Origin of the sequence: Hydrogenophaga flava NBRC 102514 (assembly GCF_001571145.1) — a bacterium.
GTDB classification, from domain to species: domain Bacteria; phylum Pseudomonadota; class Gammaproteobacteria; order Burkholderiales; family Burkholderiaceae_C; genus Hydrogenophaga; species Hydrogenophaga flava.
Genome location: NZ_BCTF01000005.1, coordinates 75,231 through 90,318, shown reverse-complemented (window position 1 = coordinate 90,318; position 15,088 = coordinate 75,231). Strand labels below are relative to the sequence as shown.

14 protein-coding genes are annotated in these 15,088 nt (G+C 71.5%); all 14 read left to right on the top strand.

Translation table 11 applies throughout. The features are described 5' to 3' along the window. Position 1 precedes the first annotated feature (1 nt). The 14 genes from HFL01S_RS06420 to HFL01S_RS06355 all read left to right on the top strand — a co-directional run bounded on the left by HFL01S_RS06420 (position 2) and on the right by HFL01S_RS06355 (position 15,087). Positions 2 to 1,141, top strand: coding sequence for a Kae1-like domain-containing protein (locus HFL01S_RS06420; protein WP_066256283.1), 1,140 nt, complete (start codon positions 2 to 4; stop codon positions 1,139 to 1,141). Next, positions 1,132 to 1,371, top strand: a complete 240-nt coding sequence (locus HFL01S_RS06415) for a HypC/HybG/HupF family hydrogenase formation chaperone (protein ID WP_066256280.1) — start codon at positions 1,132 to 1,134, stop codon at positions 1,369 to 1,371. The genes HFL01S_RS06420 and HFL01S_RS06415 overlap by 10 nt, the downstream gene beginning before the upstream one ends. Continuing rightward, positions 1,368 to 2,531 (top strand): hydrogenase formation protein HypD, encoded by a 1,164-nt coding sequence (gene hypD / locus HFL01S_RS06410; protein WP_066256277.1) that lies wholly within the window; start codon positions 1,368 to 1,370, stop codon positions 2,529 to 2,531. Before HFL01S_RS06415 ends, hypD begins: the two co-directional genes overlap by 4 nt. Continuing rightward, the gene (gene hypE, locus HFL01S_RS06405; RefSeq protein ID WP_066256275.1) at positions 2,528 to 3,640 is read left to right on the top strand and encodes a hydrogenase expression/formation protein HypE; all 1,113 of its coding nucleotides are present in this window, start codon (positions 2,528 to 2,530) and stop codon (positions 3,638 to 3,640) included. The genes hypD and hypE overlap by 4 nt, the downstream gene beginning before the upstream one ends. 163 nt (positions 3,641 to 3,803) lie before the next feature. Further along, on the top strand, positions 3,804 to 4,310 hold the full coding sequence (locus HFL01S_RS06400) for a hypothetical protein (RefSeq protein ID WP_066256272.1): 507 nt from the start codon (positions 3,804 to 3,806) through the stop codon (positions 4,308 to 4,310). A 19-nt stretch (positions 4,311 to 4,329) separates the two neighbouring features. After that, the gene (locus HFL01S_RS06395; RefSeq protein ID WP_066256269.1) at positions 4,330 to 6,072 is read left to right on the top strand and encodes an enoyl-CoA hydratase-related protein; all 1,743 of its coding nucleotides are present in this window, start codon (positions 4,330 to 4,332) and stop codon (positions 6,070 to 6,072) included. Next, positions 6,069 to 7,529 (top strand): sigma-54-dependent transcriptional regulator, encoded by a 1,461-nt coding sequence (locus tag HFL01S_RS06390; RefSeq protein ID WP_066256266.1) that lies wholly within the window; start codon positions 6,069 to 6,071, stop codon positions 7,527 to 7,529. Before HFL01S_RS06395 ends, HFL01S_RS06390 begins: the two co-directional genes overlap by 4 nt. Continuing rightward, positions 7,526 to 9,427 carry an NAD(P)H-dependent oxidoreductase subunit E gene (locus HFL01S_RS06385; protein ID WP_084383124.1) on the top strand — a complete coding sequence of 634 codons (1,902 nt, stop codon included), beginning with the start codon at positions 7,526 to 7,528 and terminating at the stop codon, positions 9,425 to 9,427. Before HFL01S_RS06390 ends, HFL01S_RS06385 begins: the two co-directional genes overlap by 4 nt. Continuing rightward, on the top strand, positions 9,424 to 10,104 hold the full coding sequence (locus HFL01S_RS06380) for a 2Fe-2S iron-sulfur cluster-binding protein (protein WP_066256261.1): 681 nt from the start codon (positions 9,424 to 9,426) through the stop codon (positions 10,102 to 10,104). The genes HFL01S_RS06385 and HFL01S_RS06380 overlap by 4 nt, the downstream gene beginning before the upstream one ends. Further along, positions 10,101 to 10,631, top strand: a complete 531-nt coding sequence (locus HFL01S_RS06375) for an NADH-quinone oxidoreductase subunit B family protein (RefSeq protein WP_066256255.1) — start codon at positions 10,101 to 10,103, stop codon at positions 10,629 to 10,631. The genes HFL01S_RS06380 and HFL01S_RS06375 overlap by 4 nt, the downstream gene beginning before the upstream one ends. Then, positions 10,624 to 12,150: a Ni/Fe hydrogenase subunit alpha gene (locus tag HFL01S_RS06370; RefSeq protein WP_066256253.1), complete on the top strand. Its 1,527-nt coding sequence runs from the start codon at positions 10,624 to 10,626 to the stop codon at positions 12,148 to 12,150. Before HFL01S_RS06375 ends, HFL01S_RS06370 begins: the two co-directional genes overlap by 8 nt. Next, positions 12,147 to 12,638, top strand: coding sequence for a hydrogenase maturation protease (locus HFL01S_RS06365; RefSeq protein ID WP_066256246.1), 492 nt, complete (start codon positions 12,147 to 12,149; stop codon positions 12,636 to 12,638). The genes HFL01S_RS06370 and HFL01S_RS06365 overlap by 4 nt, the downstream gene beginning before the upstream one ends. Then, positions 12,635 to 13,630, top strand: coding sequence for an NADH-quinone oxidoreductase subunit B family protein (locus HFL01S_RS06360; RefSeq protein ID WP_066256244.1), 996 nt, complete (start codon positions 12,635 to 12,637; stop codon positions 13,628 to 13,630). Before HFL01S_RS06365 ends, HFL01S_RS06360 begins: the two co-directional genes overlap by 4 nt. Further along, complete coding sequence (locus tag HFL01S_RS06355; protein ID WP_066256241.1) at positions 13,627 to 15,087, top strand: nickel-dependent hydrogenase large subunit; 1,461 nt, start codon at positions 13,627 to 13,629, stop codon at positions 15,085 to 15,087. Before HFL01S_RS06360 ends, HFL01S_RS06355 begins: the two co-directional genes overlap by 4 nt. Position 15,088 lies beyond the last annotated feature (1 nt).

Genomic DNA, 15,088 nt, shown 5'->3' with positions numbered 1-15,088 from the left:
CATGTCCACCTCCGTGCTCGCCGTCGGCGCCTGGCTGAAAAACGCGGCCTGCCTTGTGCTGGACGGTCGCGTGCACTGGTCGCCGGTGCACGGCGACCTCAGCGACCCGGCGGCCTGCGACGCGCTGGAGCGCTCGGTGCAGGCGCTGGCGCGGCAGGCCGAGGCTGCTGCTGCGCCGGTGCAGGCCATTGCACACGACCTGCACCCTGACTTCTTCAGCACCCGGCTGGCGATCGCCACCGCCGACGCGCTGGGCGTGCCCGCCATCGGCGTGCAGCACCACCACGCACACCTCGCGGCGGTGGTCGCCGAACACGGCATCGACGGCCCGGTGGTCGGGCTTGCGCTCGACGGTGTCGGCCTCGGAACGGACGGCAACCCCTGGGGCGGCGAACTGCTCTGGCTCGACGGCCCGCGCTGGACGCGCCTGGGCCACCTGCAGCCGCTGGCCCTGCCGGGCGGCGACCGCGCCGCGCGCGAACCCTGGCGCATGGCGGCGAGCGCGCTGCATGCGCTGGACCGCGCAGACGAGATCGTGCCGCGCTTCGCGCCCGTGGTGGGCGAGGCCGTGGCGGCGGGCGTGCGTCAGATGCTGGACAAGGGCCTGAACTGCCCGCTGACCAGCAGCGCCGGCCGATGGTTCGACGCCGCGGCGGGTGCGCTGGGCCAGTGCCACCACCAGCAGGACGAGGCGCAGGCCGCGATCGCGCTGGAACAGGCCGCGGCTCGCGCTCTCTCGGTCCGGCCCGATCTGCCGCCGCTGGCCGGGGCGCTGCAACACGACGACGGCCGCATCGACCTGCGCCCGGTGCTGGCGCAACTGTTCGACGCGCCCGATGCCGACGTGACCGCCGCTGGCTTCCACCTGGCGCTGGCCGACGCGCTGGCCGGGGCATTGATCGCCGTCGCGCGCGGGCGCGGCGTCCACACCACCGTGCTGGGCGGTGGCTGCTTTTTCAACCGCATCCTGCGCGATCGCACCGTGCGACGCCTGGTGGATGCGGGACTGACCGTGTACCTGCCCGGTCCGCCCGGCTGCGGCGACGCCGGGCTGGCCATCGGCCAGGCCTGGGTGGCGGCGCAGCAGCTTCAGACATCACAGACAACATCCCCCGTTGAGGAGACCACCCCATGTGCCTAGCCATTCCCGCGCGCCTTGTCGAGAAGCGCGACAACGACCAGGCGGTGGTCGATCTGGGCGGCATCCGCAAGCCCATCTCCATCGCCCTGGTGCCCGAGGCCGAGGTCGGCGACTACGTGATCGTGCACGTGGGCCACGCCATCGGCATGATCGACCGGGAGGAGGCCGAGAAGACCCTCGCCTTGTTCGCCGAGATGCAGGCCATGACCGGTGCGGAGGTACAGCCATGAAATACATCGACGAATTCCGCGATGGCGAGCTGGCCAAACAGATCGGCGAGCGCATCTGCGCCGAGGCCGACCCGCAGCGTTCCTACAGCTTCATGGAGTTCTGCGGCGGCCACACGCACGCCATCAGCCGCTACGGCGTGCTCGAACTGCTGCCGTCCAACGTGCGCATGGTCCACGGCCCCGGCTGCCCGGTGTGTGTGCTGCCCATCGGCCGCATCGACCTGGCGATCCGCCTCGCGCTGGAGCGCGACGCCATCGTCTGCACCTACGGCGACACCATGCGCGTGCCGGCCAGCGACAGCCTCTCGCTCATCAAGGCCAAGGCGCGCGGCGGTGACATCCGCATGGTCTATTCGGCGGCCGACGCGCTGGCCATCGCCCGCGCGAATCCGCAGCGCGAGGTGGTGTTCTTCGCCATCGGCTTCGAGACCACCACACCGCCCACGGCGCTCGCCATCCGCGACGCGCAGCGCGAAGGCCTGGCCAACTTCAGCGTGCTGTGCTGCCACGTGCTCACGCCCTCGGCCATCACCCACATCCTCGAATCGCCCGAGGTGCGCCAGTTCGGCACCGTGCCCATCGACGGCTTCGTCGGCCCCGCCCACGTGAGCATCGTGATCGGCTCCGCGCCCTACGACTACTTCGCCGAGGAATACCGCAAGCCGGTGGTCATCGCCGGCTTCGAGCCGCTGGACGTGATGCAGGCCATCCTGATGCTGGTGCGCCAGGTCAACCGCGGCGCCGCCCATGTGGAAAACGAGTTCACCCGCGCCGTCACGCCCGAGGGCAACCTGCGCGCGCAGGCCCTGGTGTCCGAGGTGTTCGAGCTGCGGCCCAGCTTCGAGTGGCGCGGCCTGGGCGAGGTGCCCTACAGCGCGCTCAAGATCCGCGAGGCCTTCGCGGCCTTCGACGCCGAGCGCCGCTTCGACCTGGCCTACCAGTCGGTGCCCGACAACAAGGCCTGCGAGTGCGGCGCCATCCTGCGCGGCGTGAAACGGCCGACCGACTGCAAGATTTTCGGCACCGTCTGCACACCCGAGAACCCGGTCGGCTCCTGCATGGTGTCCAGCGAAGGCGCCTGCGCCGCGCACTACACCTACGGGCGCTTTCGCGACATTCCCATCGTCGCCGCCACCGCCACCGAGGAGGTCACCCCATGAGAACCGAACACGACCAGGCCGGTGCCGGTGAGGCGCCCGCCCCCAAACCCGTGAAGAAGAACTACATTCGCCCGTTGGACATCAAACACGGCCGCATCGACATGGGCCACGGCGCGGGCGGCAAGGCCGCGGCGCAGCTGATCGAGGAGCTGTTCCTGGCGGCCTTCGACAACCCATTCCTGCGCCAGGGCGACGACGGCGCGGTGCTGGCGCTGCCGGCCTTCGACCCGGCCGAGGGGCGGCTGGTGATGGCGACCGATGGCCACGTGATCTCGCCGCTGTTCTTCCCCGGCGGCGACATCGGCTGCCTCTCGGTGCACGGCACGGTCAACGACGTGGCCATGAGTGGTGCGAAGCCGCTGTACCTGAGCGCGAGCTTCATCATCGAAGAAGGCTTCCCGCTGGTCGACCTGCAGCGCATCGTGCAGAGCATGGCCGCGGCGTCGCGCGAGGCCGGCGTACCGGTGGTCACCGGCGACACCAAGGTGGTGGAGCAGGGCAAGGGCGACGGCGTGTTCATCAGCACCACCGGCGTCGGCGTGCTGCCGCCAGGCGTGTCCATCAGCGGTCGCAACGCGCGGCCGGGCGACGTGGTGCTGGTCTCGGGCAGCATCGGCGACCATGGCGTGGCCGTGCTCTCGCAGCGCGAGTCGCTGGCCTTCGAGACCACCATCGAGAGCGACACCGCTGCCCTGCACACCCTGGTCGCCGCCATGCTCGCGGCGGCACCCGGCGCGGTGCGCGTGCTGCGCGACCCCACGCGCGGCGGCCTGGCGACCACGCTCAACGAAGTCGCGCGCCAGTCCGGCGTGGGCATGCTGCTGCAGGAGGCGGCGATTCCGGTCAAGCCGCAGGTGGACGCCGCCTGCGAGCTGCTGGGCCTGGACCCGCTCTACGTGGCCAACGAAGGCAAGCTGATCGCGGTGGTTGCGCCCGAGTCGGCCGAGGCCGTGCTGGCCGCCATGCGCGCGCACCCGCTGGGGCAGGACGCCGCGTGCATCGGCGAGGTCACTACCGACCCACACCACTTCGTGCAGATGGCCACGCGCTTCGGCGGGCGGCGGGTGGTGGACTGGCTGAGTGGGGAGCAACTGCCCAGAATTTGTTGACCCCCCTGCGCCGCTGTGCGGCTTCCCCCCGCTCTGGCGCGCCTTCGGCGCTGGGCAGGGGGACGGCACCTGAGGCCCGGCGGAGCCGGTTCCTCGGTGCCCCTCGAAGGGGCACCTCGCTCTGGGCGGGGTCGGATGAAAACAAGAGACGAGGAGACGTGGGATGTCGAGTCTGGTGTTTCGCAAGACCGAAAGCGGCAAGGCCGAGATCGCGCAGCGGCAGGCCGGGCTGGCACCGGCCACACGGCAGCTGCTGATCCTGGTGAACGGCGTGGACAGTGTGCAGGCCCTGCTGACCAAGGGGTTGGGCGATGTGCGCGGGCATCTGGACACGCTGCTGTCGCTGCGCCTGATCGAGCCGGTGCCTGCGGCGCCCAGGGCCGCTCCATCACCACCACCTGCCGCGGCGGCACCCGTCCCATCAACCGATCCGTCGCCCGCCCCTGTGGTCGAAGCGGACGACCCGCAGCGCCTGCTGGCCCTGCAGCGCCGCGCCTGGCAGACCCTGCAGCCGCACTTCGGCCCCGACACGCCCACCGTGGCGCAGGACCTGCTGGCCGCGCGCAGCATCGCGCAGTACCTCGCATCGCTGGACGCCATCCAGGCCAAGCTGGCCATCTACATGGGGCGCAAGCAGGCCGAGCGCGAGGTGGACGCCCTGCGCCGCTGAACACCCCGAACCCCACGCCATGTCCCTGCGCATCCTGCTGCTCTGTCACAGCTTCAACAGCCTCAGCCAGCGGCTGTACGCCGAGCTGCGCGCGCGCGGCCACTTGCTCAGCGTCGAGCTGGACATCGCCGACAGCGTGACCGAGGAGGCGGTGGCCCTGTTCCGGCCCTACCTGGTGCTGGCGCCGTTTCTCAAGCGCCGCATCCCGGCCTCGGTCTGGCCGCGCGTGCCCTGTTTCGTGGTGCACCCCGGCCCGCCTGGCGACCAGGGGCCGAGCGCGCTGGACTGGGCGGTGCGCGACCGCCAGCCGCACTGGGGCGTGACCGTGCTTCAGGCCGACGGCGAGTTCGACGCCGGCCCGGTCTGGGCCCACGCCGCGTTCGACATGCGCCCGGCCACCAAGGGCAGCCTGTACCGGCGGGAGGTGACACGCGCCGCGCTGCAGGCCACGCTGGAAGCGGTGGAGCGCTTCGCGGGCGGCGAGCGCACGGCGCCGCCGTCGGACCTGCCCACGCCGACATGGAATCCGCCCATGAAGCAATCCGACCGAGCGGTGGATTGGTCGCACGACGACACCGCCACCGTGATGGCCAAACTGCGCTGCGCCGACGGCCAGCCCGGCGTGCTGGACGCGCTCTGGGGCCAGGCCTGTTACCTCGGTGATGCGCACGAGGCCAGCGCCGCAACCCTGGCCGAATTCGCCGACCGCACACCGGGCGAACTGCTGGCGGTGCGCGACGGCGCGCTGCTGCGCCGCACGGTCGATGGCGGCGTGTGGATTGGCCAGGCCAGGCTCGCCGACCCGCCCGGCACCGCGCCGGGCCAGGGCCATTTCAAACAGGCGGCGGCCGAGCTGTTCGCCACCGATGCGTCGGCGCTGCCGCAGCGCCCCGCGCCGCTGGTGCGGCCCGACGACGAATGGGCCGAGCTGCGCTACACCGAACACGGTCCCGAGGGCGCGCGCGTGGGCTGCCTGAGCTTCGACTTCTGCAACGGCGCGATGGGCACCGAGCGCTGCGAACGCCTGCGCGCCGCCCTGCTGGCCGTACGCGAGCGCCCCACGCAGGTGCTGCTGCTGATGGGCGGCGAGGGCTTCTTCAGCAACGGCATCGACCTCAACCGCATCGAGGCCGCCGCGCACCGCGCGGGCGACAGCGCGGCCGACGAATCCTGGCGCAACATCCAGGCCATGGACGACGTGGCGCTGGCCGTGCTGCAGACCACCGACCGCCTCACGGTCAGCGTGATGCGCGGCAACGCCGGCGCGGGCGGCGTGTTTCTGGCGCTCGCGGCCGACCAGGTCTGGGCGCACGAGGGCGTGGTGCTCAACCCGCACTACAAGAACATGGGCAACCTCTATGGTTCGGAGTACTGGACCTACCTGCTGCCGCGCCGCCTGGGCGAGGCCGGCGCGCGCGAGCTGATGGCCGGCCGCCTGCCGCTGCGGGCCGCCGACGCGCAGCGTTTGGGCTTGATCGACGCCTGCGACGACGGGCTGCGCGAGGGCTACGAAAACCGCGTCATTCAACGTGCGCTGGCGCTGGCCGGCTCCTACAATCATTCCGAACAGGTGGCGGCCAAACAGGCCCGGCGGGCCGCCGACGAGGCGCACTGCCCGCTGGCCCGCTACCGCGAACAGGAACTGGCGCGCATGCACCGCAACTTCTACGGCTTCGATCCCAGCTACCACGTGGCCCGGCACCACTTCGTGCACAAGCTGCCGCACGCCTGGACGCCGCGCCACCTCGCCACCCACCGATGACCCCACCCCCGTTCCACGACCTCTTGCCCACCGTGCTGGTGGTCGACGACGAAGTGCGCTCCCAGGACGCGCTGCGCCGCACGCTGGACGAGGACTTCACCGTGTTCACCGCCAGCAGCGCCGACGAGGCGCGCGGCCTGCTGCAGCGCCAGCCGGTCAGCGTGATCCTGTGTGACCAGCGCATGCCCGGCATGACCGGCGTGAACTTCCTCAAGGAAGTGCGCGAGCAGTGGCCCGACATCGTGCGCATCGTCCTCTCGGGCTACACCGACAGCGAAGACATCATCGCCGGCATCAACGAGGCCGGCATCTACCAGTACATCCTCAAGCCCTGGTCGCCCGACCACCTGCTCGACGCGGTGCGCAACGCGGTGGAGGCCCAGGTGCTGCAGCAGCAGACCAGCCGGCTCGACCTGGAGCTGCGCACCAGCACCCGCGTGCTGCGCCAGCGCACCGCCACGCAGATGGCGCAGGCGAAGAGCCACTTCGGGTTCGAGCGCATCGTGCGCGCGCCCGGCAGTCCGCTGGACCTGCTCTGCCGCATGGCCGAGCGTGCCGCGCGCTACGACATCCCGGTGCTGGTGCTGGGCGAGTCGGGCACCGGCAAGGAGCTGCTGGCGCGCGCCATCCACTACGCGAGCCCGCGCCTGACCGGCCCCTTCGTGGTGGAGAACTGCGCGGCCATCCCCGACACCCTGCTCGAATCCGAGCTGTTCGGCCACAAGCGCGGCGCTTTCACCGGCGCCTTCGAAGACCACGCCGGCCTGTTCCAGCGCGCCGACGGCGGCACCGTCTTCCTCGACGAAATCGGCGAGACCTCACCCGCTTTCCAGGTCAAGCTGCTGCGCGTGCTGCAGGAGGGCGAGGTGCGGCCCGTGGGCGCGGCGCGGCCGGTGCCGGTGGACGTGCGCATCATCGCCGCCACACACCGCAACCTCGAACAGCGGGTGCGCGAAGGCCTGTTCCGAGAAGACCTGTACTACCGTCTCTCGGCCGTGACGCTCACGGTGCCGCCGCTGCGCGAGCGTGTGGCCGACATCCCGCCGATCGCGCGCCAGATCGTGCAGGACGTGGCGGGCGAACTCGGCCACCCGGGCGCTGCGCTCACCGACGAGACCCTGGCCTGCCTGCTGGCCTATCCCTGGCCAGGCAACATCCGCGAGCTGCGCAACGAGATCGGCCGCGCGCTGGCGCTGCACGAAGGCACCGAGCTGCCACCCGAGGCGTTTTCGCCGCGCGTGCTGCAGGGCCGCGCGGCCGGTGGCGGCGGTGACCTCACGGCGGCCCTGCCGGCCAGCGGCAGCCTGACCGACCGCCTGGACGTGATCGAGGCCATGGTGCTGCGCGAAACCCTGCTGCGCCACCGCTGGAACAAGACGAAGGCGGCGGCGGAACTGGGTTTGTCCCGTGTCGGGTTGCGCGCCAAGATGCAACGCTTCGGCCTGGACAAGCCATGAACCCCCACGCTCCACCGCTGCGCGGGTCGCTGCCCCCCGAGGGGGCTGATCCGGCTTGGGGCGGCCCGGCGCCGGATCGCGCGTTGTACTCACACTTCGTCGCAGCCGACGCGGTGCTGGCGCGCTGGCAGCACGATCCGCACGCTCTGGTGCAGGTGCTGCGCGAAACGCAGGCGCAGACGCACTGGCTGCCGCGCGAACTGCTGGGCCACATCGGCCGTGCGCTGGGCCTGACCCTAGCCCATGTCGAAGGCGTGGCCAGCTTCTACCGCTTCTTCCACCTGCGGCCCGTGGGCCGGGTGCGTGTGCTGTTCTCCGACAACATCACCGACCGCATGGCGGGCAGCGACGCGCTGATGGCGCGGCTGTGCGAGCGCCTGGGTGTGGCCCCCGGCCAGGTCGATGCGCAGGGCCGCTTCAGCGTGGACCGCTGCTCCTGCACCGGCCTGTGCGACCAGGGGCCGGCCCTGCTGGTCAACCACCACCAGGTGGTGACGCGGCTGGACGCGGGACGCATCGACCAGCTGGCCGAGCTGCTGCTGGCCGGTGTGCCGCCCAAAGACTGGCCGGCCGAATTGTTCGCGGTGCAGGACCACATCCGGCGCGCCGACGTGCTGCTGCAGGGCCTGCCTGCCGATGCACCATCACCGCCGACCGTGCTCGCCCGCGCACCCGCCGAGCTGCTGGCCGAGGTCGAACGTTCGGGCCTGCGCGGCCGCGGTGGCGCGGGGTTCCCGACCGCGCGCAAGTGGCGCGCCTGCGCCGAGGCCGACGCGCCCGACGGCCAGCGCTGTGTGGTCTGCAACGCCGACGAAGGCGAGCCCGGCACCTTCAAGGACCGCGTGCTGCTCAGCCGCCACGCCGACGAGCTGTTCGACGGCATGACCGTGGCCGCACGCGCCATCGGCGCGCAGACCGGACTCGTCTACCTGCGCGGCGAATACCGCTTCCTGCTGCCGCAGCTCGACGCCGCGCTGCAGCGCCGCCGCGCGGACGGCCTGCTGGGGCGCAACGCGGGCGGTGTGGCCGGGTTTGATTTCGACATCGCCATCCACCTCGGCGCGGGCGCCTACGTCTGTGGCGAGGAGTCGGCGCTGATCGAGTCGCTGGAAGGCAAACGCGGCACGCCGCGCATCCGCCCGCCCTTCCCGGTGCAGCGCGGCTACCTCGGCCGACCGACCGTGGTCAACAACGTCGAGACCCTGGTGGCGGTGGCCCACATCGCGCGCCGCGGCGGCGCCTGGTGGGCCGGCCTCGGCACGCCCGGGTCCACCGGCACCAAGATCCACTCGGTCTCTGGCGACTGCGAGCGCCCCGGTCTCTACGAATACCCGCTGGGCACGCCGCTGGCGCAGATCCTGGCCGACTGCGGCGCGCGGAACCCGCAGGCGGTGCAGGTGGGTGGTCCTTCGGGCAGTTGCGTGCCGGTCAGCGGCTTCGATCGTGCCATCGCCTTCGAGGACCTGCCCAGCGCCGGCGCCCTGATGGTGTTCGATCAGACGCGCGACCTGTTCGAGGTCGCGCGCCACTTCGCGCGCTTCTTCGCGCACGAAAGCTGCGGCCTGTGCACGCCCTGCCGCGTCGGCACCGAACTGGTGGTGCGCCGGCTGGACAAGCTCGCCCACGAACGCGGGGCAGGCCGCGGCTCGGCCTTCGACATCGCGCGCCTGCACGAGCTGGACGCGCTGCTGCACAGCGGCACGCACTGCGGCCTGGGCGTGTCGGCCTGCAACCCGCTGCGCGACACCCTGGCCCACTTCGGCCAGGCCTACGCACAGCGCAGCACGGCGGCGCAGTTCCAGCCCGGGATCGACCTCGACGCCGAGCTGTCATCGGCGCGTCGGGTGACCGGGCGGACCGACACCGGTGCGCATCTCAGCACGGAGCACGGCGCATGACGACCTTCGACTTCGACGGCCAGCCCGTGCCGCTGCAGCCCGGCGACACCATCCTGCAGGCCGCCGAACGCGCCGGCCACGAGTTGCCGCACCTGTGCTGGCACGAAGGCGTCTCGGCCAGCGCGTCCTGCCGGCTGTGCACCGTGGTGGCCGACGGCCGACCGGTGGCGGCCTGCGTCACGCCCGCGGTCGCGGGGCAGCGCGTGGAATGCCAAACCGAGGCCTTGAAGACGCGGCGCCTGCACCTGCTGCAGATGCTGTTCGTCGAGGGCAACCACTTCTGCCCCGGCTGCGAAAAGAGCGGCAACTGCCAGCTGCAGCACCAGGCCGAGCGCGCCGGCATGACCGACCTGCACTACGAGCCGCTGCACCCCGAGCGCCCGGTGGACGCCAGCCACCCCGACGTCTGGTTCGAGCCCAACCGCTGCATCCTCTGCCAGCTTTGCGTGCGCGCCAGCGACGAGCTCGACGGCAAACGCGTGTTCGCCATCGGCGGTCACGGCATCGGCGCGAAGCTGCTGATCGATAGCGAAAGTGGCCGGCTCGGCGACAGCGCGTTGTCGGTGGACGACCGCGCGGCCCACATCTGCCCGGTGGGTGCGCTGCTGCCCAAGCGCGTGGGTTTTGCCCAGCCCTACGGACAGCGGACCTTCGACGACGCGGAGACGCGCGGATGAACACCGAAGCCACCCCCCGCAAATGGCGCGTCGCCACGGTTTCGCTGGCCGGCTGCTTCGGTTGCCACATGTCTTTTCTCGACATCGACGAGCGCCTGTTCGGCCTCATCGAACACATCACCTTCGACCGCTCGCCGCTGACCGACATCAAGACGGTCGGCCCCTGCGACATCGGTCTGATCGAGGGCGGCCTGTGCAACGCCGAGAACGTGGAGGTGCTGCGCGCCTTCCGCGACCAGTGCCGGGTCCTGGTGGCCGTGGGCGCCTGCGCCATCACCGGTGGCCTGCCGGCGCTGCGCAACCACCTGGACGTGGGCGAGATGATGAAGGCCGTCTACGGCGAGGTGCCGAACGACCCCGAGCTGCCGCTGCCGCTCAACCGCGTGCGGCCCATCCACGAGGTGGTGCCCATCGACCATGCGCTGCCCGGCTGCCCGCCGCCGGCCGATGCCTTCTGGCAGCTGCTGCAGGACCTGATGGCCGGGCGCGAGCCTCAACTCAACAAGGGCTTGATCCGCTATGACTGACGCCGCCCGCCCGCTCGAAACCGCGGCCGACCCGCAGGGCCTGCGCCGCATCGTCATCGACCCGGTCTCGCGCGTCGAAGGCCACGGCAAGGTCACGCTGCTGCTGGACGAGCAGCAACGCCTGCAGCAGGTGCGGCTGCACATCGTCGAGTTCCGCGGCTTCGAGCAGTTCATCGTCGGCCGGCCCTACTGGGAGGCGCCGGTGATGGTGCAGCGCCTGTGTGGCATCTGCCCGGTCTCGCACCACCTGGCCGCGTCCAAGGCGCTGGACCGCGTGGTCGGCGGCTGGCCGGTGCCCGAAGCCGCGGATCGCATCCGCCGCCTGATGCATTACGGCCAGATCGTGCAGAGCCATGCGCTGCATTTCTTCCACCTGTCCTCGCCCGACCTGCTGTTCGGCTTCGATGCCGAGGTCGCGCAGCGCAACATCGTGGGCGTGGCCCTGGCCCACCCCGAGGCCGCGCGCCAGGGCGTGATGCTGCGCAAGTTCGGTCAGGAGGTGATCCGCATCACGTCGGGCAAGCGGGTGCACGGCACCGGCTCGGTGCCCGGCGGCATGAACCGCGCCGTCACGCGCGAAGACCGCGACACGCTGCGCGCGCAATTGCCCGAGGTGCTGGCCTGGGCCGAGGCGGCGGTGGACCTGGCGCAGCGCCTGCACACCGGTCTGCCGCCCTCCTACGAGCACTTCGGCGAAACGCCTGCGGCCATGATGTCGCTCATCGGCCCCGGCGGCGCGATGGAGCTGTACGACGGCGCGCTGCGCCTGCGCGAGGCCGACGGCCGCATCGCGGTGGACGGCTTCGAGGACCAGCGCTACCGCGAGCTGATCGACGAGGCGGTCAAGCCCTGGACCTACATGAAGTTCCCCTACCGCCGTGCGCTCGGGCCCGAGGCCGGCTGGTACCGCGTCGGCCCGCTGGCCCGGCTGCAGAACTGCGACCACATCCCCACACCGCGCGCCGAGGCGCGCCGCCAGGCCTTCGTGGCCGCGCACGGCAGCCACCCGGTGCACGCCGTGCTGGCCACGCACTGGGCGCGCATGATCGAGCTGCTGCACGGCGTGGAGGTGATCGCGCAGCTGCTGGACGACCCGGTCATCCTCGGCGGCCCGCTGCAGGCCACGGGCGAGCGCCAGCGCGGCGGCGTCGGCATCATCGAGGCGCCGCGCGGCACGCTGATCCACGAGTACGAAGTGGGCGACGACGATCTGGTGACGCGCTGCAACCTGATCGTCTCGACCACCCACAACAACCAGGCCATGAACGAGGCGGTGCGATCGGTCGCGCTGCAGTACCTGGACGGCCAGACCATCACCGAGCCGCTGCTCAACCACCTCGAAGTCGCCATCCGCGCCTACGACCCCTGCCTGTCCTGCGCCACGCACGCGCTGGGCCAGATGCCGCTGTCGGTGACGCTGCGCGGACCGGATGGCGAGGTGCTCGACCACGTGCTGCGCTCGTCCACCGGCGAGACGCAGCGCGGCGCCATGCCACACCCCATGGAGCGCGCGCAATGAACGACCCGGTGGCGCCGCTGCTGGTGCTCGCCTGGGGCAACCCCAGCCGCGGCGACGACGCGCTCGGGCCGCTGCTGGCCGAGCGCCTGCAGGTCCATGCGGAGGCGGCTTCTATGGCCGGCCGCGTCGAGGTGCTGACCGATTTCCAGTTGCAGGTCGAACACGCGCTGGACCTGGTGGGTCGGGAGCGCGTGCTGTTCGTCGACGCCGCGCTCGACCTCGCAGAGCCGTTCACCGTGCGCCCGCTGCAGGCCGCGCGCGGCGGCGGCATCGGCAGCCACGCGCTGGCGCCCGAGGCGGTGCTGCAGGTGTACGAGGACCTGCATGGCCACGCGCCACCAGCCTCGACCCTGCTCGCCATCCGAGCGTCCGCGTTCGAGCTGGGCACCGCTCCGAGTGCTGAAGCGCTGGCCGATCTGGATCTGGCCATCGCCTGGGCCTGCCGCTGGCTATCCGGTGAACCCATCGCCGAGGAGGTGTCCGCATGAACGTCCTGTGGCTGCAATCGGGGGGCTGCGGCGGCTGCAGCATGTCGCTGCTGTGCGCCGACACCACCGACTTCCAGGGCCATCTGCGCGACGCGGGCATTCACATGCTCTGGCACCCCTCGCTGTCGCTCGCCAGTGGCGAGGACGTGCTGGCACTGCTGCAATCGGTCATCGACGGCGGGACGCGTCTGGACGCGCTGTGCGTCGAAGGCTCGCTGCTGCGCGGCCCCAACGGCACCGGCCGCTTTCACATGCTCGCGGGCACCGGCCTGCCCATGATCCACTGGGTTCGTGAGCTCGCTGTGAAAGCGCGCCACGTGCTGGCCATCGGCAGCTGCGCGGCCTGGGGCGGCATCACCGCCGGTGGCGACAACCCCACCGACGCCTGCGGCCTGCAGTACGAGGACGACCGCCCCGGTGGTCTGCTGGGGGCGGACTTCCGCAGTGGCAGCGGCCTGCCGGTGATCAACGTGGCCGGCTGCCCCACGCACCCGAGCTGGGTCATCGACACGCTGATGGCGCTGGCGTCCGACGCCTTCGGCGCCGAGGACCTCGACCCGCTGGCGCGCCCGCGCTTCTACGCCGACCAGCTGGTGCACCACGGATGCACCCGCAACGAGTACTACGAGTTCAAGGCCAGCGCCGAGAAGCCCTCCGACCTGGGCTGCATGATGGAACACATGGGCTGCAAGGGCACGCAGGTGCACGCCGACTGCAACATCCGGCCCTGGAACGGCGAGGGCAGCTGCACCCGCGGTGGCTACGCCTGCATCGCGTGCACCGAGCCGGGCTTCCAGGAGCCCGGCCACCCCTTCCACCAGACGCCCAAGATCGCCGGCATCCCGGTCGGCCTGCCCACCGACATGCCCAAGGCCTGGTTCGTGGCGCTGGCCTCGCTGTCCAAGAGCGCGACGCCGAAACGGGTGAAGCACAACGCCACCGCCGATCACCTTGTGGAGAAACCGGCGATCCGCCGGACCCGCCTCAAATGACAACACGTCTGCTCGTCGGCCCGTTCAACCGCGTCGAAGGTGATCTCGAAGTCGCGCTGACCATCGAGGGCGACCGTGTGCGCGAGGCCCAGGTCAACGCCACCATGTACCGCGGCTTCGAGCAGATCCTGCAAGGCAAGGCGCCGCACGACGCGCTGGTCTATGTGCCGCGCATCTGCGGCATCTGCTCGGTCTCGCAGTCGGTGGCGGCGGCGCGCGCGCTGGCCGACCTCGGCGGCATCGCCATGCCGCCCAACGGGCAGCATGCGACCAACCTGATCCTGGCGACCGAGAACCTGGCCGACCACCTGACGCACTTCTACCTGTTCTTCATGCCCGACTTCGTGCGCCCGGTCTACGCCGACCGGCCGTGGCACGCCGAGGCGGTACGGCGCTTCGCGCCCGACAGCGGTGAGCAGGTGCGCGCGGCCACGGCGGCGCGCCAGCGCTGGTTCACGCTGCTGGGCACGCTGGGCGGCAAGTGGCCGCACACGCAGTCGGTCGAACCCGGCGGGTCGACGCGGCCCATCGACGCCGCCGAGCGCGTGCGGCTGCTGGCCAAGCTGCGCGAGTTCCGCGGCTTCCTGGAGCGGCAGCTGATCGGCGACGCGCTCGAAGCCTTCACCGCGCTGGACGGCGAAGACGCGCTCTGGGCCTGGCACGCGCGCGATCCGCTGGGCAGCGACCTGCGCTTCTTCCTCACCCTGGTGCAGGACCTGTCGCTGCAGGCTTTGGGTCCGGGGCCGGGGCGCTACCTGAGCTTCGGCGCCTACGCGCAACCGGATGGCTCCCATGCGCTCGCCCAGGGCCTGTGGCGCAGCGATGCACAGCGGCTGGACGAGGTCGACGCGCACGCCATCACCGAAGACGCCACCCACGCCTGGCTGGCGCAGGCGCGCGAGCCGCTGCACCCGCTGCACGGCTTCACCCGGCCCGAGCCCGACAAGGCCGGCGCCTACACCTGGAACAAGGCGCCGCGCCTGGGCGGAGAGGTGGTCGAGACGGGTGCCATCGCGCGCCAGCTCGCCAGCGGCCACCCGCTGCTGCGCGACGTGGTGGCGCGCCACGGCGGCACTGTGTTCACGCGCGTGCTCGGCCGCGTGCTCGAGCTCGCGCGCGTGCTGCCGATGATGGAGGGCTGGCTGCAGGCCATCCGTCCGACCGAGGCCTTCTGTGTGCCCACCGACCTGCCCGACGAAGGACACGGCGTGGGCCTGTCCGAGGCCGCGCGCGGCGCGCTGGGCCACTGGCTGGTGGTGCGCGGCGGGCGCCTCGCGAACTACCAGATCGTCGCGCCCACGAGCTGGAACTTCTCGCCCCGCGACGCGCAGGGCACGCCCGGCGCGCTGGAGCAGGCGCTGGTGGATGCGCCTGTCATGGACGGGGAGAAGACCCCCGTCTCTGTCCAGCACATCGTCCGATCCTTCGACCCTTGCATGGTCTGCACGGTGCACTGAG